This window comes from Streptomyces tubercidicus (assembly GCF_027497495.1).
Taxonomy (GTDB): domain Bacteria; phylum Actinomycetota; class Actinomycetes; order Streptomycetales; family Streptomycetaceae; genus Streptomyces; species Streptomyces tubercidicus.
The window spans coordinates 338,523-358,773 of record NZ_CP114205.1; the positions used below are offsets into that span (position 1 = coordinate 338,523).

The following is a 20,251-nucleotide window of genomic DNA, read 5'->3' on the forward strand; positions in this document are numbered from 1 at the left end:
GCGCCGGGGGCTGGGACCCCGCGCCACCTCGGGGTCTCAGCCCGCCCTTACCGGGCCGGCCAGATCACCAGTCCGCGGGCGCGTAGTCCTTCAGGAAGCAGCCGAAGAGATCCTCACCCAGCTCGCCGCGGACGATCGGGTCGTAGACCCGGGCCGCGCCGTCGACCAGGTCGAGCGGGGCGTGGAAGCCCTCGTCGGCCAGCCGCATCTTGTCCGGGTGCGGTCGCTCGTCGGTGATCCAGCCGGTGTCCACGGCGGTCATCAGGATGCCGTCGGTCTCCAGCATTTCCCGCGCGCTGGTGCGGGTGAGCATGTTCAGCGCCGCCTTGGCCATATTGGTGTGCGGGTGGCCGGCGCCCTTGTAGCCGCGGCTGAACTGGCCCTCCATCGCCGAGACGTTCACCACGTACTTACGGCGCGCCGGGGCCGCCGCCATCGCCGGGCGCAACTTGCTCACCAGCAGGAACGGGGCGGTCATATTGCACAGCTGGACTTCCAGCAGCTCGACCGGATCGACCTCGTCCACCTTCTGGATCCAGCTGTTCGTGTCGTGCAGATCCGGTACCAGCCCACCGGCGTCGATCGCGGTACCCGCCTCGATCCGGGCGGGCGTGGCGGAGCCGGTGGTCAGGGCGAGGGCGGTGAGGTCGGCCGCGGTCAGCGCGCCGGGAGTGCCCGCGGCGGCGGGGAGAGCCGCGGGGGCGCCACTGCCGAAGTGACCGAGGACGCGGGAGGCGGGCAGCTCACCGGCGGGCAGCGGGGCGGACTCGGCGGCGATCAGCTGTCCGTACGCCTCGGGAGAGCGGCGGACGGTCTGGGCGGCGTTGTTGATCAGGATGTCGAGCGGGCCTTCGGCGCTCACCTCGTCGGCGAGCGCGATGACCTGCGCCGGGTCACGGAGATCGATTCCGACGATCTTCAGGCGGTGCAGCCATTCCGCGCTGTCCGGCATCGCCTTGAACCGGCGGATGGCGTCGCTCGGGAAGCGGGTGGTGATGGTGGTGTGGGCGCCGTCGCGCAGCAGTCGGAGCGCGATATACATGCCGATCTTGGCCCGGCCGCCGGTGAGCAGGGCGCGGCGGCCGGAGAGGTCCGTGCGGGCGTCGCGGCGGGCCCGGTTCTCCTTGGCGCAGGGCTGGCAGAGCTGGTGGTAGAAGGCGTCGACCTCGACATAGCGGGACTTGCAGGTGTAGCAGGACCGGGGCCGCTCCAGGATTCCGGCGAGTTCCGTGTGCACGGAACTGGAGAGAGCCAGGCCCTGTGTCTCGTCGTCGATCCGGTCGGGCGCTCCGGTGGCGGTGGCCGCGGTCACCGCCCTGTCGTTGGCGGTCTTGGCGGCCCGGCGCTCCTGTCGGCGCCGCTGCTTCACCTTGCGGTAGATGCCCGCGGTGGCCCGCCGTATGGTGATCGCGTCGGGGTGGTCGACCGGCAGCGCGTCGAGCTCCTCCAGCACGCTCAGGCAGACCGCCATCCGCTCCGAGTCGATACCCGTGCCATCGGCCCGGCCTGTTTCGGTCACCGTCATCGCCGCTGCCGTTTCCCTGGGATCGTGTGTTCTATTCAAGCTTCGGCGGAACTGTACGTAGCCGGGGGCCGCGGCGCCAAACCCGAGGGCCCGGCGCTCCCCCGCGCCGGGCCCTCGTCCTGCCGCTTTCCGCGGGCCGTCACCGCACCGGGTCGTGTCCCAGCTCGATGTCGAACTCGCCGTCTCCGGCGGCCTCCAGGCGCAGTGGGGTGGCCACCGGCGGGTAGCCGCTGGCGATCACGGTGTACTCGCCGCTGTCGAGGTCGGTGAAGGCGTACGCACCGTCCTGACCGCTGGTGGCGGTGCCCACCACGTTGCCCGCCGGGTCCAGCAGGGTCACCCGGGCGTCGTCCACCGGGCTGCCGTGCACGGTGCGTACGGTGCCGCGGACCTGGGCTCCGTGCGTCAGCCGGACCTCGTACCAGTTGCGGTCGCCGGTGCCGACCTCCACCTGGAGGGCGGACGGGCGGTGCCGCTCGGCGCTGACGGCCAGGGTGTAGCTGCCGGGGGCCAGATCGCCGAACGCGAAGCTGCCGTCCTGGCCGGCCACGCCCGACGCCACGACCTCACCGGTGACATCGGTGGCCACGACGAGCGCGCCGGGCACCGGTTCGTCGCCCTTCTCCTCTCGGACCTCGCCCGCGAGACCGGCCGCGCCGCCGAGGGTCAGGTCGAACGCCACCGGCTCGGTGCCCACCACGACGGTCATGGCCTGCGGCTGCCGGGCCCCCGCGGAGCCGATCAGCACATAGCTGCCGGCGCCCGTCGTGGGCAGGGCGTAGCCGCCGTCCGCCGTGGTCGAGGTACGGCCGAGCTGCCGGCCGTCGACGCTGATCAGGGTGACCGCGGCCCGGTCCACCGGGCGGCCGTCGCCGTCCCGTACGGTTCCCCGGATCTCCGGCCCGGTCGCACCGATGCCACGGTTCGCGGGGGGCGCGGAGGCAGCGGCGGGCACGGACGGCTCGGACGCTGCCGACTCCGACGGCTCGGACGGCTCGGACGGCACCGGCGTGACCGCCGCGTCGTCGGCACCGTTCGCCGCCACGGCATCGGCCGCGGCACCGGCTTCCGCTTCGGCCTCCGCACGGGCCTGGAGACCGGACATCTGCCGCAGCGGCACCTCCTTGATGAACCACATCAGCACGAAGGCCAGGGCGACGACGATCGCCCCCATGAGGAAGACCGTGTGCATCGAGTCCGCGAAGCCGCGCTTGAACGGCTCGGCCAGCCGCGGGTCGAGGTGCTGGATGAACGAGGAATCGCTGAGCACGCCCGAGGAGTCCGCGTTGCCGGGGTGCTTGAGCATGTCCAGCACGGGCTTGTTCGCGGGGTCGCGCAGCACCGCGGGGTCGTGCAGCGCGGCCTGGAAGCGCTCGGTGGCGGCCGCGTCCTTGAACGCCGCGGAGATCTTCTCACCGACCGTGCTGAACAGCACGGACAGGAAGATCGCGGTACCGGCGGTGGCGCCCATCTGACGGAAGAACGTGGACGAGGCGGTCGCCACGCCCATGTCGCGCGGCGGCACCGCGTTCTGCACCGCCAGCACCAGCGTCTGCATACAGCCGCCCAGGCCGAGGCCGAAGACCAGCATGTAGGCCATGGTTTCCCACAGCGGGGTGTCCCACTGGACCCGGAAGTGGAAGAGCAGCATCGCCGCGATCATCAGCGCGGTGCCGATGATCGGGAAGATCTTGTAGCGACCGGTCTTGGCGGTGATCTGGCCCGACGCGATGGAGGCAATGAACATCCCCGCCATCAGCGGCAGCATTTCCAGACCCGAGGTGGTGGGGCTGGCGCCCTTCACGATCTGGAGGTACTGCGGGATCATCAGCATCCCGCCGAACATGCCCATACCGATCAGCACGGACAGCACACTGGTCTTGCTGAAGGTGCCGTTGCGGAACAGCCGCATCGGGATCAGCGCGTCATCGCCGATCCACCGCTCGACGAAGATCCAGGCGATGATGCCGACGACACCGATCGCATAGCAGGCGATCGACCGGGAGGAGTCCCAGCCCCACTCCCGGCCCTGCTCGGCGACGAGCAGCAGCGGCACCACACCGACGGAGATGGTGAGCGCGCCCCACCAGTCAATGCGGTGATCGCGCCGGGTGTGCGGAATGTTCAGGACCTTGGCGACCACGAACAGCGCGATGATCCCGATCGGCACGTTGACCAGGAAGACCCAGCGCCAGCCGGTGATGCCCAGCAGCTGGTCCTGCCCGGCGAGGGCACCGCCGATCAGCGGTCCGGCCACACTGGAGGTGGCGAAGGTGCCCAGCATGTAGCCCTGGTAGCGGGCGCGTTCACGGGGCGGGACGATGTCCCCGATGATCGCCAGCGCCAGCGACATCAGACCGCCGGCGCCCAGGCCCTGCACCGCGCGGAACGCGGCGAGTTCGGTCATCGAGGTGGAGAAGGTGCACAGCACCGAGCCCACGACGAAGATGCTGATCGCGGCCAGGTAGTACGGCTTGCGGCCGTACAGGTCGGAGAGCTTGCCGTAGAGCGGTGTGGAGATCGTCGAGGTGATCAGATAGGCGGTGGTCGCCCAGGCCTGCTGGCTGAGGCCGTGCAGATCGTCGGAGATGGTCCGGATCGAGGTGCTGACGATGGTCTGGTCGAGCGCGGCGAGGAACATCCCCAGCATCAAACCGCTGAGGATGGTGAGTATCTGACGGTGACTCAGGACTCCTGGTCCGGGTATCTCCCCGGTTCCCGCCCCGGGCGGGGAGGTGGCAGTGCTCATGTACGTATGTCTCCCTGCTCCACGGTGGCGCCCTGGTCTCCCCCGGGACCCAGCCGTGTGTGTTGTCGTTCTGCCATGTCCTCGTTGAGACGGCCGAGCAGCCGGATCAGGTCGGCCCGGTCCTGGGGCGACCACGGCTCCAGGAGCGCGGCCAGTTCCGCGTCACGCTGACTGCGGTAGTGCGCGAACGCGGCCCGCCCCGTCTCCGTCGCAGCCAGCAACGACCCGCGACGGTCCTCCGGATCGGGGCGGCGGGTCACCAGGCCCCGCTCCACCAGCGAGCGCACCTGCCGGCTGACGGTCGACAGATCGAGGAACGCGTCGGCGGCCAGATCGGTCGCCCGCTGGTCCCCGCCGACCACCAGCCTGGCCAGCAGCACCCGGTCTGCGGCGCCGCCGTCGTTCTTGGCGCGCTGCTTCCAGGCCGCGATCAGCCGGGAGAAGCGGACGATCTCCGTCCCCAGCCCGGCGGCCGCCTCATCCAGCCCCGAGGAGGCGGTGACCTGCGGGGCCGCCTCATCGCAGGCATGGACGGTGCCCTTACTCATCGTCGTGATCCTTCGCGGTGATGTTGGCGGCCCATGGGATACCTTGTGGGACACCTTGCTTGTATCCAGCAAGCATAGCGGCTGGAATCCGCTGCTCCGCACCGCCCAACACCGGGTCACAGGCGCAGGGATGGGGGGTGCGGAGGCACCGGACCGGCCCAGATATGCTCCGCACGCCCCCCACGAGCGGCGGACGCCCACCCAGCCGCGTACGGAAACCGGACAGACCGCCGCCCCGCCGACCGGGAGACCGTTGTGCACCTTCCCTCTGAACTTCTCGCGCTGCTCCGCCGCCCGAGCCTCTGCTTTCTGGCCACCTCGATGCCCGACGGTTCCCCGCAGTTGACCGAGACCTGGGTCGACACCGACGGCACCCATGTGCTGATCAACAGCGTCCGCAGCCATGTGAAAACCCGGAACATCGCACGGGACCCCCGCGTGGCCGTCGCGGTCTCCGACCCGGACCACCCCGCCCGCTACTTCCAGGTACGGGGCCGGGTCATCGAAACCACAACCGAGGGCGCGGTCGAACACATCGAGCAGCTCGCCCAGAAGTACCTCGGCAAGCCCTACCCCTGGTACGGCGGCCGCGACGAGGAACGCGTCCTCTTCGTCATCGAACCGCAGAGCATCAGCGGCACGGGGTAAGGCCCCGCCGGATGGCCTCGCTGATCCAGGTGCGCAGCTGGCCGTAGAGGTCGACGGCGAGCTGCTGGGCGGTCTCGTCGCGCAGGGCCCGCACCCACAGTTCCTGCCACAGCCGCCAGTCGTCGCGCGGCGGCGCTCAGCTGTCCGCCGGTCCGGGCTCCGCACCGTCGTGGACGGCTGCCGGCACCTTGTCCTGAGCCCCGGTCAGATCCCGGGCCAGGGCGACGCGGGAGAGCAGCACGGCGCCCCACAGGACCAGTCCGACGCCGATCGCCTCGGGCAGCAGCCACCAGCCGGTCCGTACCCGCTCGTCGTACAGGGTGACGCCCAGCGACAGGCTGACCAGCGCGTCCCCGAGCGTGAGGACCGGCTGCGAGGCGGTCAGCGGGCCCGACTGCATGGCGTTCTCCAGCAGGAAGATGGCCAGTACGCCGGTGAGGGCGAAGCCGTAGGTCTGCCAGGTGCTGAAGAACGCGGCGGGGCCGCCGGTCTGCCAGGCGTGGGTGGCGTCCTTCAGCATGGCCGCGGTGAGGGCGTACCCGACCGCGGTCGCCGCGGCGAAGCAGGCGGCCCGTACGCCGCCCGCGCCGCGGCGGAGCGCGGCACCGACCGCCGTGACGATCACCGCGGAGCAGACCACCAGCGCGGGCAGCCAGCGGTCGAAGGGGGCGTGGGTGGTGCCGATGGTGGGCGCGGCGGCGGCGAGGGCGGAGCCGAGACCGACGACGAGCAGCCCCACACCGATCCAGCCGGAGCGGGGGATCCGTCCGCCGAGGAGGACCCGTCCGATGAGCAGGGCGAGGGGCAGTTCGAGGACGAAGAGCGGCTGCACCACCGACAGCGCCCCCTGGGACAGCGCCAGCGCCTGGAAGCAGGCCGCGGCGACGACCGCGAGCATCCCGCCGAGCCAGACGGCGCGGTGCAGCAGATCGACGAGCAGCCCCAGGCGCAGTCCGGCGGACAGCGGAACCGTACGGGCGGCACGCCGCTGCAGGACCGTGGCCAGCGCATTGCTGGCCGCCGCGAGCACCGCGAACAGTACGGCCGGCCACGTGGTCACGGCCCACCTCCTCATCGGCCGCCCGGACACCGGGTCGAGCCCGGTGTCCGGGCGGCGGCGGGGCGGCGCTGTACCGGTCTTCGACGCTATCCGGCGGCCGTGGGGACGGCCTGACGACACGGGCACCGGAGGCAACCGGTATAAAAGATCGCAAAACAGGCATATTCCTGCTAGCCGACATGAACAGCTGGTCAGGAATGCCTATGCCCTCCCTCGCCCCCCGATGGCCCCGATACGTCGAGTTCGCTCCGAGCGTCCTGGTTGCCGCAGGGCTCGTCTGGGACGCGTTCTCGCCGGCCGACTACTGGGGCGACCCGATGCTGACGGCGGCCAGCGTGTCGGCCGGTGCGCTGCTCTCCCTGCGGCACACCCTCCTGATCGGCGCCGCCATCATCTGCGGGGTCTTCGCACTGACGGTCAAGGACGGCACCGCCGGCGACCTCGTGGGCTATCTGGAGCTCATCAATACGCTCTTCGCCGCGCTCATGGGGGTCGGCGTCAACCGGGTGGTCGCCCGTTACGGACGCCATCTGGACGTGGTGCGCACGGTGGCGGAGGCCGCCCAGCGTGCCGTGCTGCCCGCACCTCCGGAACGCATCGGGCCGCTGGCCATCGCCGCCCGCTACCAGGCCGCACAGAGCGAGGCCCGGATCGGCGGCGACGCCTATGCCGTCCAGCGGACCCCGTTCGGCGTCCGGCTGCTGATCGCCGATGTGCGCGGCAAGGGACTGGGCGCGGTGAGCGCGGTGTCCGTGCTGCTGGGCGCCTTCCGTGAGGCGGCCGAGGAGGAGCCGGATCTCGCGACGCTGGCCGACCGGATGGAGCGCGCCCTGCTGCGGGAGAGCGAGCACACCTCCGAGGAGGACCGACTGGAGGGCTTCATCACGGCTCTGCTCTGCGAGGTCCTCCCCGGGGCCGCGGGACTGCGCCTGCTGAACTGCGGACACCCCCTGCCCTACCTCTGCCACGACGACGAGGTGCGCGCCCTGGACACCGGTGATCCGGGGCTTCCGCTCGGTATGGGCACGCTGGAGGTGGAACGGCCCCTCACCGCCGACCGGCCGTTCCCGGTGGGCAGCACACTTCTGCTGGTCACCGATGGTGTGACGGAGGCCAGGGACCGTACCGGGCGGTTCTACGATCCCGCGACGGAGCTGGCGGGCCACGGCCCGTTCCGGGGGCCCCAGGATGTGATCGACCGCTTGGTACGGGACGTCGAGCACTGGACCGGCGGCCCGCGCGACGACGACATGGCGGTCCTCGCCCTCACCCGCCAGATGGAGGGCCGAAAGCGGACCCCGCGCACGGTGATCAGCCGCCCCACCCGCTGACCGGCGACCGAGCCCGGCCGACACCCCTTCGCGGACGCAACCGGCCCACGCCGACCGGCACCCGCCATAAACCCCCGTCATCACCCCTCCCCCGCCGCCACCTTGCGGCTTTTCCCGGCCCCTTTGGGAATTGCGTCGTGTGCTGCCGGGAATCCGGGGTGGAAGATGAGATGATCAGTCAGAGCATCAGCATCCGCACCGAGCGATCCGTCGCTCCCGCGCAGATCGGAGTTGATGTGTCCGACAACAGATCAACCCTGCTGAGTCAGCGCGCCGCCGTCATTTTCCTCCTTGGCGCCCTCACCGCCATCGGCGCCGGCGTCCTCACCTTCTTCAACGGTGGCACCCCGGCCTCCGCCACCCTCGTCGGCGGCGCCGCCTTCGGTGCCGCCGTCACCTTCTTCCATACGGTCATCGACTGACTCCCGTACGGTCACCGGCCGACCGCTGTACGGTCACCGACTGACTGCCGCGCGGTCACCGGCTGACCGCCGTACGGTCACCGACTGTTTGATCACGCCCCGTCTCCTGGGCCAAGCGGAATCCGTGGCACCGCATGCGGTGCGCTGCCGCACCTCTAGTGCCAAACTTGAGGCACCGCGCCCGGCGGCCGGCCGGGGCCCTTGTCGCCGAGGGGAACATCATGACCTGGGCATCTTGGACCACTGTGGGGATTCACGCCCTACCCGGCGCGGTGCACACCGCGGAGATCGGCGTGATCAACGGTGACCTGACCATTCACACGACCTGGTCGGAGAACCTGGCCCATGTAGCTGTGCAGTACACCGGGGCATCGGACTGGTACACCATGGCCGGCAGCCCCGTCCCCTGCGATTCCGAAGAGGCCAGCCGCACCTTCCACCAGGCCGTCGTCGAAGCCGCACGCGGCGGAGAACGAGCCGGCGCCTCCCTGGAGGAGCTCTTTCGCCACTAGGGGATCCCCCCTCTAGCCAGGGCACCACCCTGGGCCGGTCGGCCCGCATCCCGGTGCGCCCCGACCCCGCCCGCGACGAGCTGCCCCGGTCCGGACGGCCGCGCCGTGACACCACTCCGGCAGCGCCTCCACCCCCTCCCAACGGGCTCGCGATGACGGCCGATTGAGGCGCGCGAACCTGCCCCCTTAGCAGTTCGCGATTCCGCTCGCCTTCCGGGCAACCATTTCGCGCCACCGCATGTCTCCTCAGATGGACCACAATTGGTCACCTGCTGACTACTTAAAGCTGATCAATTGTTAAATTCCGCCCATGAATCTCGATTACTGATCATTTCGCTTTACATGCCCATGCCAGGCATACCAGGGTTTGCGCGGGGCCCCGCGGCCCCCGTGGTGCACAACAGCACCGCGCGTACGGGCGGTTGGCCAGCCGACCGCCCCCGCAGCGCTAAGGACCCCTATCAGTGCGTAGACCCCACATACGCAGGCGCCGCCTGGCCATCGCCGTCGCCGTGACGACGGCCGCCACCCTGACCGCGGGTGTGGCGGGCAGTGCCTCCGCGACCCCGCCGGCCTCGCCGGTCGCCTCCTCCTCAACTCCCGCTCTGCAGAAGGTCGTTGACACGGCACGTGCCGCCGCCTACGCACACGCAGCGGCCACCGGAGTCGGCAAGAAGGACACCCTCGAAGCCACCGACACGCTCGTCGACCCCGACGGCCGGCAGCACGTCCGCTTCATACGGACCCACCGCGGAATGCCGGTGCTCGGCGGCGATCTCGTCGTCCACCTGACGGCCAAGTCGGCGTACGAGGGCGTGACCCGGGCGTACCGCCACCAGGTCGATATGACCGGCAAGGACCCGAAGTTGTCGGCCGGCGAGGCCCGGACGAAGGCCGCCTCCGTGGCCAAGGGCCAGGCAGGCGACGCCGAACTGGTCGTGGACGCCCGCAACGGCCGCACGGCGCTGGCCTATCAGGTGCAGGTGTCCGACAGCGGTACCGCCGAGTCCGGTGGCGCCCGTACGGTCGTCCTCGACGCGGCGACCGGCAAGGTGCTCAGCAATGTGCAGGCCGACGACTCGTTCCTGTCACCCGCTCTCCAGCGCAAGCTGCGCGAGCGCGGCGAGCGGCTCAACCCCGCGACGGGGCTGTCCACACCCGCCGCGCCCACCATGGAGAAGGCGGCGAAGCCCGGCTACCCGGCCGCGGCCAAGGGCACCGGCGCGTCCTTCTTCGTCGGCAATGTGCCGCTGTCCACCACCCGGACCGGGCAGAAGTCCTACGTCCTCAAGGACTCCACCCGCGGCAACACCGAGACCCGGGACGCCGGCGACAAGGAACTGGAGAAGTTCAGCAGCGGCAAGCCGTTCACCAGCACCACCAACCGCTGGGGCAACGGCACCACGAGCAACCGGGCCAGCGCCGCCGTCGACGCCCAGTACGGCGTCGCCAGCACCCTGGACTTCTACAAGAAGACCTTTGGCCGCAAGGGCATCAAGAACGACGGCCGCGGGGCGCGCGCCCTGGTGCACTTCGGCAACAAGGTCGGCAACGCCTTCTGGTCGCCCGACTGCGGCTGCATGCTCTACGGCGACGGCGACGGCAAGACGTTCGCCAAGCCGCTGGTCGTGCTGGACGTCACCGGCCATGAGCTCTCGCACGGCGTCGTCGACGCGACCGCCAACCTCCAGCCCACCCGGGTGGACATCGAGGGCAACCAGTTCGGCGAGCCCGGCTCGCTCAACGAGTCGCTGGCGGACATCTTCGGCAGCGCGGTCGAGTTCTCGACCAACAACCCGAAGAACCCGCCGAATTACCTGATGGGCGAGAAGCTCGGCCTGGAGCAGAAGTTCCTGCGCCGTCTGGACAAGCCGTCCCTCGACAAGCTCGAAGGCACGGTCGACTACTGGTCGAAGGCGTCCTACGACACCGAGGTGCACGCCGGCTCCGGCGTCTCCTCGCACGCCTACTACCTGCTCGCCGAGGGCAGCGGGAAGAAGACCATCGGCGGGGTCGCGTACAACTCCCCCACCCACGACGGCTCCAAGGTGACCGGCATCGGCCGGACCAAGGCGACGGCGATCTTCTACCGGGCGCTCACCCGGTACATGGTCTCCACGACCGACTTCCACGACGCCCGGACCGCGACGCTGCGCGCGGCCAAGGACCTGTACGGCGCCAAGAGCACCGAGTACAAGACGGTGGACAGGGCCTGGGCGGCCGTGAATGTGAAGGCGTCCAACACGCCCTCCAAGCACTGACCCGGACCGGACCAGACCGGACTAGACCGGACTTGATCTGACCGGACCTGACCGGATCTGACACAGCGTGGTGCCCCCGCCGACCATGGGAGCACCACGCTCGTCCGTTTTCCCGGCCCCGAGTCCCTCCAGTGGTCCTCGACGGGGTGCCGGCGGAAGCCTACGTTGAGGCCATGATCACCGATCGCGCGAGCGGGACCCGGCGGCTCGGCTATCCGGCGGCGGCCGCCGTGTTCGCCGTCGGCATGGCCGGGACGACACTGCCCACCCCGCTGTACGGGCTCTACCGCACACAGCTCGGGTTCTCCGAGCTGATGGTGACCGTGGTCTTCGCCGTGTACGCCCTCGGGGTGATCACCGTGCTGCTCCTCGCCGGCCAGGTCTCCGACGAGGTGGGCCGGCGGCCGGTGTTGCTGTGCGCGCTGGGACTGTCGGCGGCGAGCGCGCTGTGCTTCGTGTTCGAGGGCGGGCTGCCGATGCTGCTGCTGGGACGGGTGCTGTCCGGTTTCGCGGCCGGGCTGTTCAGCGGCGCCGCCACGGCGGCCGTACTGGAGCTCGCCAGGCCCGGCCAGGAAGCGCATGCGGGTTTCGCCGCCACCGCCGCGAACATGGGCGGCCTCGGCTGCGGCCCGCTGCTGTCGGGGCTGCTCGCCCAGTACGCGCCCTGGCCGCTGGTCCTGCCCTTCCTGGTGCACCTCCTCCTGGTGGCCGGGGCGGCCGGGGTGACCTGGTTCCTGCCGGAGACCGTCGGCCCGCCGCACCGCCTCCGGCGGCTGCGGCCCCAGGGCCTGCGGCTTCCGCCCGAAGTACGGGGCGTCTTCACCCCCGCGGCCGTCGCCGCGTTCGCCGGTTTCTCCCTCCTGGGGCTGTTCACCGCGGTCACGCCGAGCTTCCTCCACGAGACGCTCGGGGTGCGCAATCTGGCCGTGGCCGGATCGGTCGTCTTCACGGTGTTCCTGGGCTCCACCGTTGGACAGTCCCTGACGGAACGGATCGGCGTACGCCGGGCGCTGCCGGGCGGCTGTCTGGTGCTGGTGGTCGGCCTGGTGCTGGTGGCCACCTCGCTGGCCGTGACCTCCCTGCCGATCCTGGTCATCGGCGCGCTGTGCGGTGGCGTCGGCCAGGGCCTGGCGTTCCGGGCCGGGCTGACCGCCGTGGGCCGCGCGGCACCGCCCGAGCACCGTGGCGGCACCATCTCGTCCTTCTTCCTCGTCGCCTATCTCGGCATCTCGCTGCCGGTGGTCGGGGTCGGTGCGCTCACCCTGGCGCTCGGCCTGCGCGGCGCGGGCCTGATCTTCTCGGCCTGTGTCATCGTGCTCGCCGTCGCCGTCGGCCTCTACGTACTGCGACACCCACCGGCCGACGAGGACTGACCGCAGCCGGGAAACCGCTGCGGGCGGCCCGACTCCCCCGGCAGAATCGCGGTATGAAGCTCAAGGTCTGGCTCGACGACTGGCAAATGCAGTGCTGTGGCGATCCGTTCAGCATCGGCTCAGAGGTGTCGTGGACACTGATCGACCCCAAGGACGAGTGGCTGACGAACGTCCTCGGCGCCGAGCTCGCCGACACGGTGGACGCCGCCGAGGACCGGCATCTCGGGGCCCCGAAGGGTGCCACCCCCACGGTCGCCACGGTCACCGCCATCAGCGCGGTGCACTGCCGGTTCGCACCACGCCCCGGCAGCCCCACCGGAACGCTGTATCCGGTCCCGGACACCGGAATTCTCACCACCATGACGTCCGCGGACGGCTGGACACCCAACCGTGAGAATCGCGAGTTCATCGGCTATCTCGCGGAGGTTGAGGTGTCCGGGGAATGAGCCCGTCGGGGGCATCCTCCCCCGGCACCAGCCGGACCCGTAATTGCTCCGGCCCACGCGTGAACACCCCCGCGTCGGCGGGCGCCGCGCCCTCCGCGAAGTCCATCGCGGGGAACGCGTCAAGCAGCTGACCAGCGGCGACCTGCACCTCGGCGTTGGCCAGGAGAGCGCCCACACAGAAGTGCCTGCCGAGGCCGAAGGCGACATGATCGGCGGCGGCGCTGAAGGCGGTGGCGGGTGTCAGATCGCCGCGCAGGACATCGAAGGTGTCCGGCCGGGCGTACTGACGCTCGTCGCGGTTCGCGGAGCCGATCAGGCAGGTGACGGTGGCGCCCGCGGGGACGGTGCCGCCGCTGAGCGTCACCTCGGCGGCGGTCTGACGCATGAGCATCTGGACCGGCGGGGTGAAGCGCAGGGTTTCGGCGAAAGCCACGGGTATCAGCGAACGGTCGGCGCGTACGGCGGCCAACTGGTCAGGATGGGCAAGCAGATTGCGGAACATGGCGGCGAGGGCCTTGTCCGTGGTTTCACCGCCGGCCGAGAGCAGCAGGCTGACGAACGACGTGATGTCCCGATCGCTCATCCGGGTGCCCTCGACCTCGGCGGTGCAGAGCGTGGAGAGCAGGTCGTCGCTGGGGTTGGCCCGCCGTTCATGGATGATCGGGAGCAGGTAGGCGGACAGTTCCCGGCCGGCCCGCAGCCCGGCCTCCGCGACTTCGGGGTCCTGCGCCAGATTGGCCAGGAAGCCGACGGCGGATACGTACCAGCCGTGGAAGCGGTCGTGATCGGCCCGGTCCAGCCCGAGCATGTCGACGATCACGTTGATGGGGAAGCGGGTCGCGAAGCTCGCCACGAGATCGGTCTCCGCCGCGTCACGGAAGGCGTCGATCAGCTCCCGCGCATTGCGCTCGATGACCGGCAGGAACTTCTCCCGCAGCTCCCGCCCCCGGAAGGCGGGGGCCACCAGGGCCCGGCGTACGGAGTGCTCGCGCCCGCTCATCTGGGGAAGGGTCCGGCCGCCGTGGGCCGGTTCGAGCTGCCATGCGTAGTTGTCGGTGGTGAACACCGGATCACGGAAGGCCCGCGCCACGTCCTCGTACCGCGAGAGCAGAAAGCTGTCGGTACCAGGGTCGTGAAACAGCGGGTAGTGCGCACGCAGGATGCGGTACCCGGGGTAGGGGTCCGCGGCGAATTCCGGCGACAGGATGTCAGGCGGCTGCGGGAGAGTGGTCACCACACGTCCTCGGCTTCCCTGAGCGGAGATATGGGGCTCGTACGGTGTGCACGGTCGCCGGTTGACGCTAAGGCGCGGCCGCGTGCCCGTCCAGAGCGCCTCCGCCCACGCGGTTCCGCCCGCACCGCCCACGCGGCTCCTCCCACACGGCCCGGCCGCACCTCTCCGGCGCGCGCCACAGCCGCTCCCCACCCGGATGGACGACCGCCCTCACTCCCCTGCCTCTCCGGGCACGCCCTCCCGGCGGCGGCCGGAAACGCTGGAGCCAGCACCCCGACCTCTCCAGCCACTCCCCGGCCCCGCCCGCCCCCACGGCCCGCGTTTCGTACGCCGGTGAACTACAGAAAAGGACCGACCACCTCATGGGCACCATCACCACGACCGACGGCACGGAGATCTTCTACAAGGACTGGGGAACCGGCCGCCCGGTCGTGTTCAGCCACGGCTGGCCGCTCAATGCCGATGTCTGGGACGACCAGATGAACCTGGTCGCCGCCCACGGGTACCGGGCCATCGCGCACGACCGCCGTGGCCACGGCCGCTCCGGGCAGCCGTGGCAGGGCAACGACATGGACACCTACGCGGACGATCTGGCGCAGCTGATGGAGGCCCTGGACCTGCGGGAGGCGGTGCTGGTCGGGCACTCCACCGGTGGCGGTGAGGTGGCCCGCTACATCGGCCGTCATGGCACCGGCCGGGTGGCCAAGGCGCTGCTGCTGAGCGCGGTCCCGCCGCTGATGCTCAAGACCGAGGCGAACCCGGAGGGCCTGCCGCGCGAGGTCTTCGACGGGCTCCGTGCCGGTGTCGCCGGTGACCGGTCGCAGTTCTACCAGGACCTCAGTGAGTCCTTCTACGGTGCCAACCGGTCCGGGGCCGCCGTCTCCCAGGGCGTCCGCGACGCGTTCTGGATGTGGAGCATGCAGGTGGGGCTGAAGGGGGCGTTCGACTGCATCAAGCAGTTCTCGGAGACCGATTTCACCGAGGATCTCAAGAGGTTCGATATCCCGACCCTCATCATCCAGGGCGACGACGACCAGATCGTGCCCATCGTGGCCGCCGGAAAGAAGGCCGTGAAGGTGGCGCCGAACGCCACACTCAAGGTCTACCCGGGTGCCCCGCACGGCCTGACGGCGGTCGGCTCGTACAAGGATGACTTCCACGCCGACCTGCTGGAGTTCCTCAAGAGCTGAGAGGTGTCCGGCCAGTTGACACCCCCGGCCCCTGCTCCGGGCCGCGCCAGTGCGGTGAACGGCCGAGAGCCGTCAGGATCTGCTCCAGGTTGCCCGCTTCCTCGTCCGCGGTCAGTCCCGGCCGGAAGGCGCTGCCCGGGGCGAGCCGGGAGTCGTCGTCCGGGACGGCGCGGGCCACCGGCAGGGCGGCCCGCAGGAGTTCGGCGGACGGGGTGTACGCGAGGCCCAGGGTGCGGGCGACGTCCCAGCTGTGCACCACGTAGTCGATGAGGTGGAAGCCGATCGCGCGGGCGGCGGGGAAGGTCCGGGTGGCGCTGAATTCGGGGAGGGCGAACGGGCGGTCCGGACGCTCCACGGCCGCGAAGGCGGCGATGACGTGCTCGGCCGCGGCGGTGTACTGCCCGACGGGATCCGCGCCGAGCGGCCGGACCGACCAGTGCGCCGGTTCGTGTCCCGCTCCCCGCGCTGCCGCCCCGAAGCCGTGATGCTGGGCCGTCATATGGGCGAGCAGATCCGCCAGTGCCCATGCCGAGCAGGGCGTCGGCCGGGACAGATCGCCCGGGGTCACCCGCCGGATCAGGGTCACGCTGTCCCGGACCGCCTGGGCATGGAGCCGCCGGAGCCGGGCGAAGTCGGGGTGCGCTGCGGAAGCGTCGCGCGAATTCATAGGCATGTGCTTACGATCAGCTCAGGCATACGAATTGTCAACGGGTATTTTCTTGACCATGGCCGAGAACGCAGCCGACAGGGGCACCACATCCGGAGGGCGGCCGGCCCGTCCTGACCTGGCGGCGATGGTCGTTCCCCTGGGCCGTGCGCTGATGGCGGCCGAGCAGCCGGTCCTCGACGCACACGGCCTGACGATGTGGGCCTACTCGGTCCTGCTGTATCTCGACGAGACGCCGATCCGTACACAGGCGGCGCTGGCCGAGGCCATCCGGGCGGACAAGACCCGCATCATCGCCGTCCTGGACGACCTGGAGAGCCGGGAGCTGATTCGTCGTCAGCCGGATCCGGAGGACCGCCGGGTGCGCCTGCTGTCCCTTACCGCCGAGGGGCGGCGGCTGCGGGATGCGACCCAAGCCGCGATCCAGGAAGGCGAGGAACGACTGCTCGCCCAGCTGCCGGCCGCCGATCGCACCGTCTTCCTGCGGGCGCTGCACACCCTGTCCGGACTGCCGGAGCTGACCGGACGGAAGCCGGGCACGGCGCGTGCCGGTCGGGGTTCGGCCCGGGCCTGATCCCCAGGGTCGGAGGGCGGCCCGGACATACGACCGGTGCCGGCCGAACGGACCCGTGGGTCACATCGGCCGGCACCGGCTGGAAGAGCTAGCTGATCAGCGACGGCGACCGTCGTCGCCACCCCAGCCCCAGCCATCCCGCTCGCAGCCCTCGCTGAAGACCGGGCCGACGTGGTGGAGCACACCCGCGGAGAGCCAGCAGGACGCGTGGTGGCCGTGGCCGTGGTGGTGCTTGTAGTGGTGGTGGTGATGACGGTCCTTGTGCTCCTTGCCCATGTTGCAGGCCAGGGCGGCGCTCGCACCGCCCATGACGATGGTGGTGGCCAGGGCGCTGGCTGCGATCGCGGCGCGGATGCGCATGTCTGCTCCTCGAGAGGATCAAAGGGGTATATCGACCTTTGCAGGATTCACCTTCACGGAACCCACCAAAACCCGACACGTCATGAATTGGGCGAGTTGGAGTAATTGATCAACCCGCGAACCCTGCCTCTCATGCCCTCTCCCTCGCGCCCTCCGTCACCGCGAGGTGAGGTCAGGCGAGCACCTTCGCCTTGGCCTTCTGGTACTCCTCCTCCGTGATGTCGCCGTGGTTCTTCAGGTCGGCGAGCTTCGCCAGCTGATCCGCGTGCCGGCTGCCCGTATCGTCACCGGCCGCGACGGTCTTCCGGAGATAGTCCTGCATCTGCTTCTGCTGCCGTTCGGCCTGGGCGATCTCCCGTTCGCTCATTCCGTGGCCACGCGCGATCACATAGATGAAGACGCCCACGAAGGGCAGCACGATCACCAGGACCAGCCATCCGGTCTTGCCCCACCCCTTGAGGTCATGGCTGCGGAAGATGTCCGCGATGATCCGGAACAGCAGGATCAGCCACAGGACCCACAGGAAGATCAGGCACATCGTCCAGAACGCGTTGAGCAGCGGGTAGTCGTCCATCTCGGCCTCCTATGGCGCTGGGAGCCCCCGAGCTCATCGATCCGTCAGCTCAAGGATCCTCGCCGTTGGCCTCCACCGCGACCACATCCATGCCGGTGAGGGCCTGTTCCGTCCAGATCACCTTGCCGCTGGTGGTGTAGCGGGTTCCCCACCGTTCGGCCAGTTGGGCGACCAGGAAGAGCCCGCGGCCGCCCTCGTCCGTGGTGGCGGCCTGCCGCAGATGCGGTGAGGTACTGCTCTGGTCGGAGACCTCGCAGATCAGGGAGGTGTCCCGGATCAGCCGTACGCGGATGGGACCGGCGGCGTACCGGATGGAGTTGGTGACCAGCTCGCTGAGGATCAGCTCGGCGGTGAACGCCTCCTCGGCCAGCCCCCACTCGATCAGCTTGTGGACCGCCGCGGCCCGTATCTGGCCCACCGCCTCCGGGTCGGGCGGCACGTCCCAGTCGGCGACATGCGCACTGTCCAGCACCCGGGTGCGGGCGACGAGCAGCGCGATGTCGTCGCTGGGCCGGTCCGGGAGCAGCGCGCTGAGTGCGGCCTCGCAGGTCTCCTCCGGGGTACGGCCGGGGTGATCGGCCAGGGTGCGGCTGAGCAGCGCCATGCCCTCGTCGAGGTCCCGGTTGCGGTCCTCGACCAGGCCGTCGGTGAAGAGCACCAGACGGCTCTCCTCGGGCAGTTGCCGCTGCCAGGTCTCGAAGGGCAGACCGCCGAGCCCGAGGGGCGGGCCGCCGGGCACATCGGCGACCTCGGCCGTGCCGTCCGGCCGCAGCAGTACGGGCTGGACGTGTCCGGCGCGCGCCATGGTGCAGTGCCCGGACGCCGGGTCGTAGATGGCGTAGAGGCAGGTGGCGCCGGTGACCGAGCCCTCGGCGCCCTCGTCCTGGTCGATACGGGTGACGAGCTCGTCGAGGTGCCAGAGGATCTCGTCGGGCGGCAGGTCCAGATTGGCGAAGTTGTGGACGGCGGTGCGCAGCCGGCCCATCGTGGCCGCCGCGTGCAGGCCGTGGCCCACCACGTCGCCGACGACGAGCGCCACCCGGGCGCCGGGCAGCGGGATGATGTCGAACCAGTCACCGCCGACGCCGCCGAGCCCGCCGCGTCCGGCCTGGGCGGGCAGATAGCGGTAGGCGGCCTCGACGGCGTTCTGCTCCGGCAGGGCGCGCGGCAGCAGGCTGCGCTGGAGGGTGACCGCCATGGTGTGTTCGCGGGTGTAGCGGCGGGCGTTGTCGATGCTCACCGCGGCGCGGGCGACCAGCTCCTCGGCGACGGAGAGGTCCTCCTCCTCGAAGGGCTCCGGCTCGTTCGAGCGCCAGAAGATGGCCACGCCCAGGATGACGCCGCGGGCGCGCAGCGGCACCGCGATCCTGGAATGGATACCGTGCTGGACGATCTTCCTGGCCCGTTCGGGACTCTGCAGATGCCAGCCGGCGAACCGCGACAGATCCGCTTCCAGGGCCGCTTTTCCGCTGGTGAGACCGGCACCGAGGGCGGTGGCCGGTTCGAAGCGGATCAGCTTGCCCACGGGGTAGAGGCCGCTGTCCGGCGGGGCGCCCCTGGAGGCGATCCGCCGCATCTCCGTGACCGCGCCGCCGGGGGATGTCGGCTCCTCGCCGATCAGTACGTCCTCGGCCAGATCGACGGTGACGATATCGGCGAAGCGGGTGGCGCCGAACTGCGCCAGCTCCTCACAGGTGTGCACCACATCGAGGGTGGTGCCGATCTCGGTACCCGCGTCGTAGAGGAGCTTCAGACGGCCGCGGGCCACATCGGCCCGGCCGGTCAGCGCGCGGAGCTCGGTGCTGTCCCGCAGCGTCGTGACGCTGCCGGGCGGCCCGCCGGCCTGGTCCGTCGAGCGCTGGTTGACGGCCAGCAGCCGGTCACCGACCGGGTGGACCTCATCGGTGACGACCCGGCCGGAGGCCAGCAGATGGGCGGTGGCGGGGTCGAGCCCGAGATCGGTGATCTGGCGTCCTTCGACGTCCGGCGGCAGGCCCAGCAGCCGGCGCGCCTCGTCGTTGGCGAGCAGCAGAGAGCCGTCCCCGGCCACGATGATCACGCCCTCGCGTACGGCGTGCAGAACCGCGTCGTGGTGCTCGTACATCCGGGTCATCTCGGCCGGGCCCAGGCCGTGGGTCTGGCGCCGCAGCCGCCTGCTGACCAGTGCGGTGCCGCTGGTGGTCAGCACGAGGACGCCGGCCGCGGCGCCGAACAGCAGCGGGAACTGGTCGTCGACGACACCGCTCACGCGGTTGACGGTGATCCCGGCCGAGACCAGCCCGATGACCTTTCCCTTGTCCGGGCCGCTGTGGCTGAAGACCGGGACCACGGCCTGGACCAGCGGACCGATGGTGCCGGTGATCTTCTCGGTGACCACCCCGCCGGCCAGCGCCGGTCCAATCGTGCCGACGAACTTCTTGCCGATCCGGTTGGGGATGGGGTGGGTGTAGCGGATGCCCTGGGTGTTCATCACGACGATGAAGTCAACCTCGGAGCGCTTACGGGCGGCCTCCGTCCGTGGCTGGAGCACGGTGGTCGGGTGGGCATTCTTCAGCGCCGCCTCGATGCCCGGCGCGTTCGCGAAGGCCTCAGCGACGGCCACGGACCTGTTGCGGGCTTCGCGGTCCGCATCGGACCGGGATTGCAGCACGAGTGCCGCGATGGCGGCGGCGACGAGCAACACCACGATCGCCACCTGCAGGAGAAAGACCTGACCTGCGACAGTTCGCATCCTGAGAACCGAACGCGGGCGGCCGTAGCGTCCGGCCATGTCCTCT

The 20,251-nt window shown here is 70.4% G+C and carries 19 protein-coding genes; 9 read left to right on the forward strand and 10 right to left on the reverse strand.

Annotated elements, in window-relative coordinates:
* Nucleotides 1–64: 64 nt before the first annotated feature.
* From STRTU_RS01465 to STRTU_RS01475, 3 genes are all read right to left on the reverse strand, one after another.
* Nucleotides 65–1,525, reverse strand: a complete 1,461-nt coding sequence (locus tag STRTU_RS01465; RefSeq protein ID WP_269777286.1) for an SDR family NAD(P)-dependent oxidoreductase — start codon at nt 1,523–1,525, stop codon at nt 65–67.
* Between the two features lie 139 nt (nt 1,526–1,664).
* Nucleotides 1,665–4,274 (reverse strand): MFS transporter, encoded by a 2,610-nt coding sequence (locus STRTU_RS01470; RefSeq protein WP_269777287.1) that lies wholly within the window; start codon nt 4,272–4,274, stop codon nt 1,665–1,667.
* Nucleotides 4,271–4,822: a MarR family winged helix-turn-helix transcriptional regulator gene (locus STRTU_RS01475; RefSeq protein ID WP_269777288.1), complete on the reverse strand. Its 552-nt coding sequence runs from the start codon at nt 4,820–4,822 to the stop codon at nt 4,271–4,273. The genes STRTU_RS01470 and STRTU_RS01475 overlap by 4 nt, the downstream gene beginning before the upstream one ends.
* A 255-nt stretch (nt 4,823–5,077) precedes the next feature.
* On the opposite strand from STRTU_RS01475, the gene STRTU_RS01480 reads away from it, so the two are divergent.
* Complete coding sequence (locus STRTU_RS01480; RefSeq protein WP_269777289.1) at nt 5,078–5,470, forward strand: PPOX class F420-dependent oxidoreductase; 393 nt, start codon at nt 5,078–5,080, stop codon at nt 5,468–5,470.
* Here STRTU_RS01480 and STRTU_RS01485 read toward each other — a convergent pair.
* Nucleotides 5,454–5,564 carry a hypothetical protein gene (locus STRTU_RS01485; RefSeq protein ID WP_336298738.1) on the reverse strand — a complete coding sequence of 37 codons (111 nt, stop codon included), beginning with the start codon at nt 5,562–5,564 and terminating at the stop codon, nt 5,454–5,456. The genes STRTU_RS01480 and STRTU_RS01485 overlap by 17 nt on opposite strands.
* A 42-nt stretch (nt 5,565–5,606) precedes the next feature.
* A complete protein-coding gene (locus STRTU_RS01490) occupies nt 5,607–6,530 on the reverse strand; it encodes a DMT family transporter (RefSeq protein ID WP_269777290.1) in 924 nt (307 codons plus the stop codon).
* A 203-nt stretch (nt 6,531–6,733) separates the two neighbouring features.
* Here STRTU_RS01490 and STRTU_RS01495 point away from each other — a divergent pair, with 203 nt between their 5' ends.
* The 6 genes from STRTU_RS01495 to STRTU_RS01520 all read left to right on the forward strand — a co-directional run bounded on the left by STRTU_RS01495 (nt 6,734) and on the right by STRTU_RS01520 (nt 12,875).
* The gene (locus tag STRTU_RS01495; protein ID WP_269777291.1) at nt 6,734–7,861 is read left to right on the forward strand and encodes a PP2C family protein-serine/threonine phosphatase; all 1,128 of its coding nucleotides are present in this window, start codon (nt 6,734–6,736) and stop codon (nt 7,859–7,861) included.
* Nucleotides 7,862–8,031: 170 nt separating this feature from the next.
* On the forward strand, nt 8,032–8,283 hold the full coding sequence (locus tag STRTU_RS01500) for a hypothetical protein (protein ID WP_269777292.1): 252 nt from the start codon (nt 8,032–8,034) through the stop codon (nt 8,281–8,283).
* A 221-nt stretch (nt 8,284–8,504) separates the two neighbouring features.
* Nucleotides 8,505–8,795, forward strand: a complete 291-nt coding sequence (locus STRTU_RS01505) for a hypothetical protein (protein ID WP_269777293.1) — start codon at nt 8,505–8,507, stop codon at nt 8,793–8,795.
* A gap of 464 nt (nt 8,796–9,259) precedes the next feature.
* Complete coding sequence (locus STRTU_RS01510; protein ID WP_269777295.1) at nt 9,260–11,056, forward strand: M4 family metallopeptidase; 1,797 nt, start codon at nt 9,260–9,262, stop codon at nt 11,054–11,056.
* A 173-nt stretch (nt 11,057–11,229) separates the two neighbouring features.
* Nucleotides 11,230–12,429, forward strand: a complete 1,200-nt coding sequence (locus STRTU_RS01515; protein ID WP_269777296.1) for an MFS transporter — start codon at nt 11,230–11,232, stop codon at nt 12,427–12,429.
* Between the two features lie 53 nt (nt 12,430–12,482).
* Nucleotides 12,483–12,875, forward strand: a complete 393-nt coding sequence (locus STRTU_RS01520; protein ID WP_269777297.1) for a DUF6578 domain-containing protein — start codon at nt 12,483–12,485, stop codon at nt 12,873–12,875.
* Here the strand turns inward: STRTU_RS01520 and STRTU_RS01525 are convergent.
* A complete protein-coding gene (locus tag STRTU_RS01525; protein WP_269777298.1) occupies nt 12,835–14,109 on the reverse strand; it encodes a cytochrome P450 in 1,275 nt (424 codons plus the stop codon). The two genes, STRTU_RS01520 and STRTU_RS01525, sit on opposite strands and share 41 nt — an antisense overlap.
* A 362-nt stretch (nt 14,110–14,471) precedes the next feature.
* On the opposite strand from STRTU_RS01525, the gene STRTU_RS01530 reads away from it, so the two are divergent.
* A complete protein-coding gene (locus STRTU_RS01530; RefSeq protein ID WP_269777300.1) occupies nt 14,472–15,299 on the forward strand; it encodes an alpha/beta fold hydrolase in 828 nt (275 codons plus the stop codon).
* On the opposite strand, the gene STRTU_RS01535 is transcribed toward STRTU_RS01530, so the two are convergent.
* On the reverse strand, nt 15,289–15,972 hold the full coding sequence (locus tag STRTU_RS01535) for a TIGR03086 family metal-binding protein (protein WP_269777301.1): 684 nt from the start codon (nt 15,970–15,972) through the stop codon (nt 15,289–15,291). The two genes, STRTU_RS01530 and STRTU_RS01535, sit on opposite strands and share 11 nt — an antisense overlap.
* A 52-nt stretch (nt 15,973–16,024) precedes the next feature.
* Here STRTU_RS01535 and STRTU_RS01540 point away from each other — a divergent pair, with 52 nt between their 5' ends.
* Nucleotides 16,025–16,540, forward strand: a complete 516-nt coding sequence (locus tag STRTU_RS01540) for a MarR family winged helix-turn-helix transcriptional regulator (protein WP_269777302.1) — start codon at nt 16,025–16,027, stop codon at nt 16,538–16,540.
* A gap of 96 nt (nt 16,541–16,636) precedes the next feature.
* On the opposite strand, the gene STRTU_RS01545 is transcribed toward STRTU_RS01540, so the two are convergent.
* The 3 genes from STRTU_RS01545 to STRTU_RS01555 all read right to left on the reverse strand — a co-directional run bounded on the left by STRTU_RS01545 (nt 16,637) and on the right by STRTU_RS01555 (nt 20,244).
* Nucleotides 16,637–16,900, reverse strand: a complete 264-nt coding sequence (locus STRTU_RS01545; protein ID WP_269777303.1) for a hypothetical protein — start codon at nt 16,898–16,900, stop codon at nt 16,637–16,639.
* Between the two features lie 172 nt (nt 16,901–17,072).
* Nucleotides 17,073–17,474, reverse strand: a complete 402-nt coding sequence (locus STRTU_RS01550; RefSeq protein WP_269777304.1) for an SHOCT domain-containing protein — start codon at nt 17,472–17,474, stop codon at nt 17,073–17,075.
* A 49-nt stretch (nt 17,475–17,523) separates the two neighbouring features.
* Nucleotides 17,524–20,244 (reverse strand): SpoIIE family protein phosphatase, encoded by a 2,721-nt coding sequence (locus tag STRTU_RS01555; RefSeq protein WP_269777305.1) that lies wholly within the window; start codon nt 20,242–20,244, stop codon nt 17,524–17,526.
* Between the last annotated feature and the right edge of the window lie 7 nt (nt 20,245–20,251).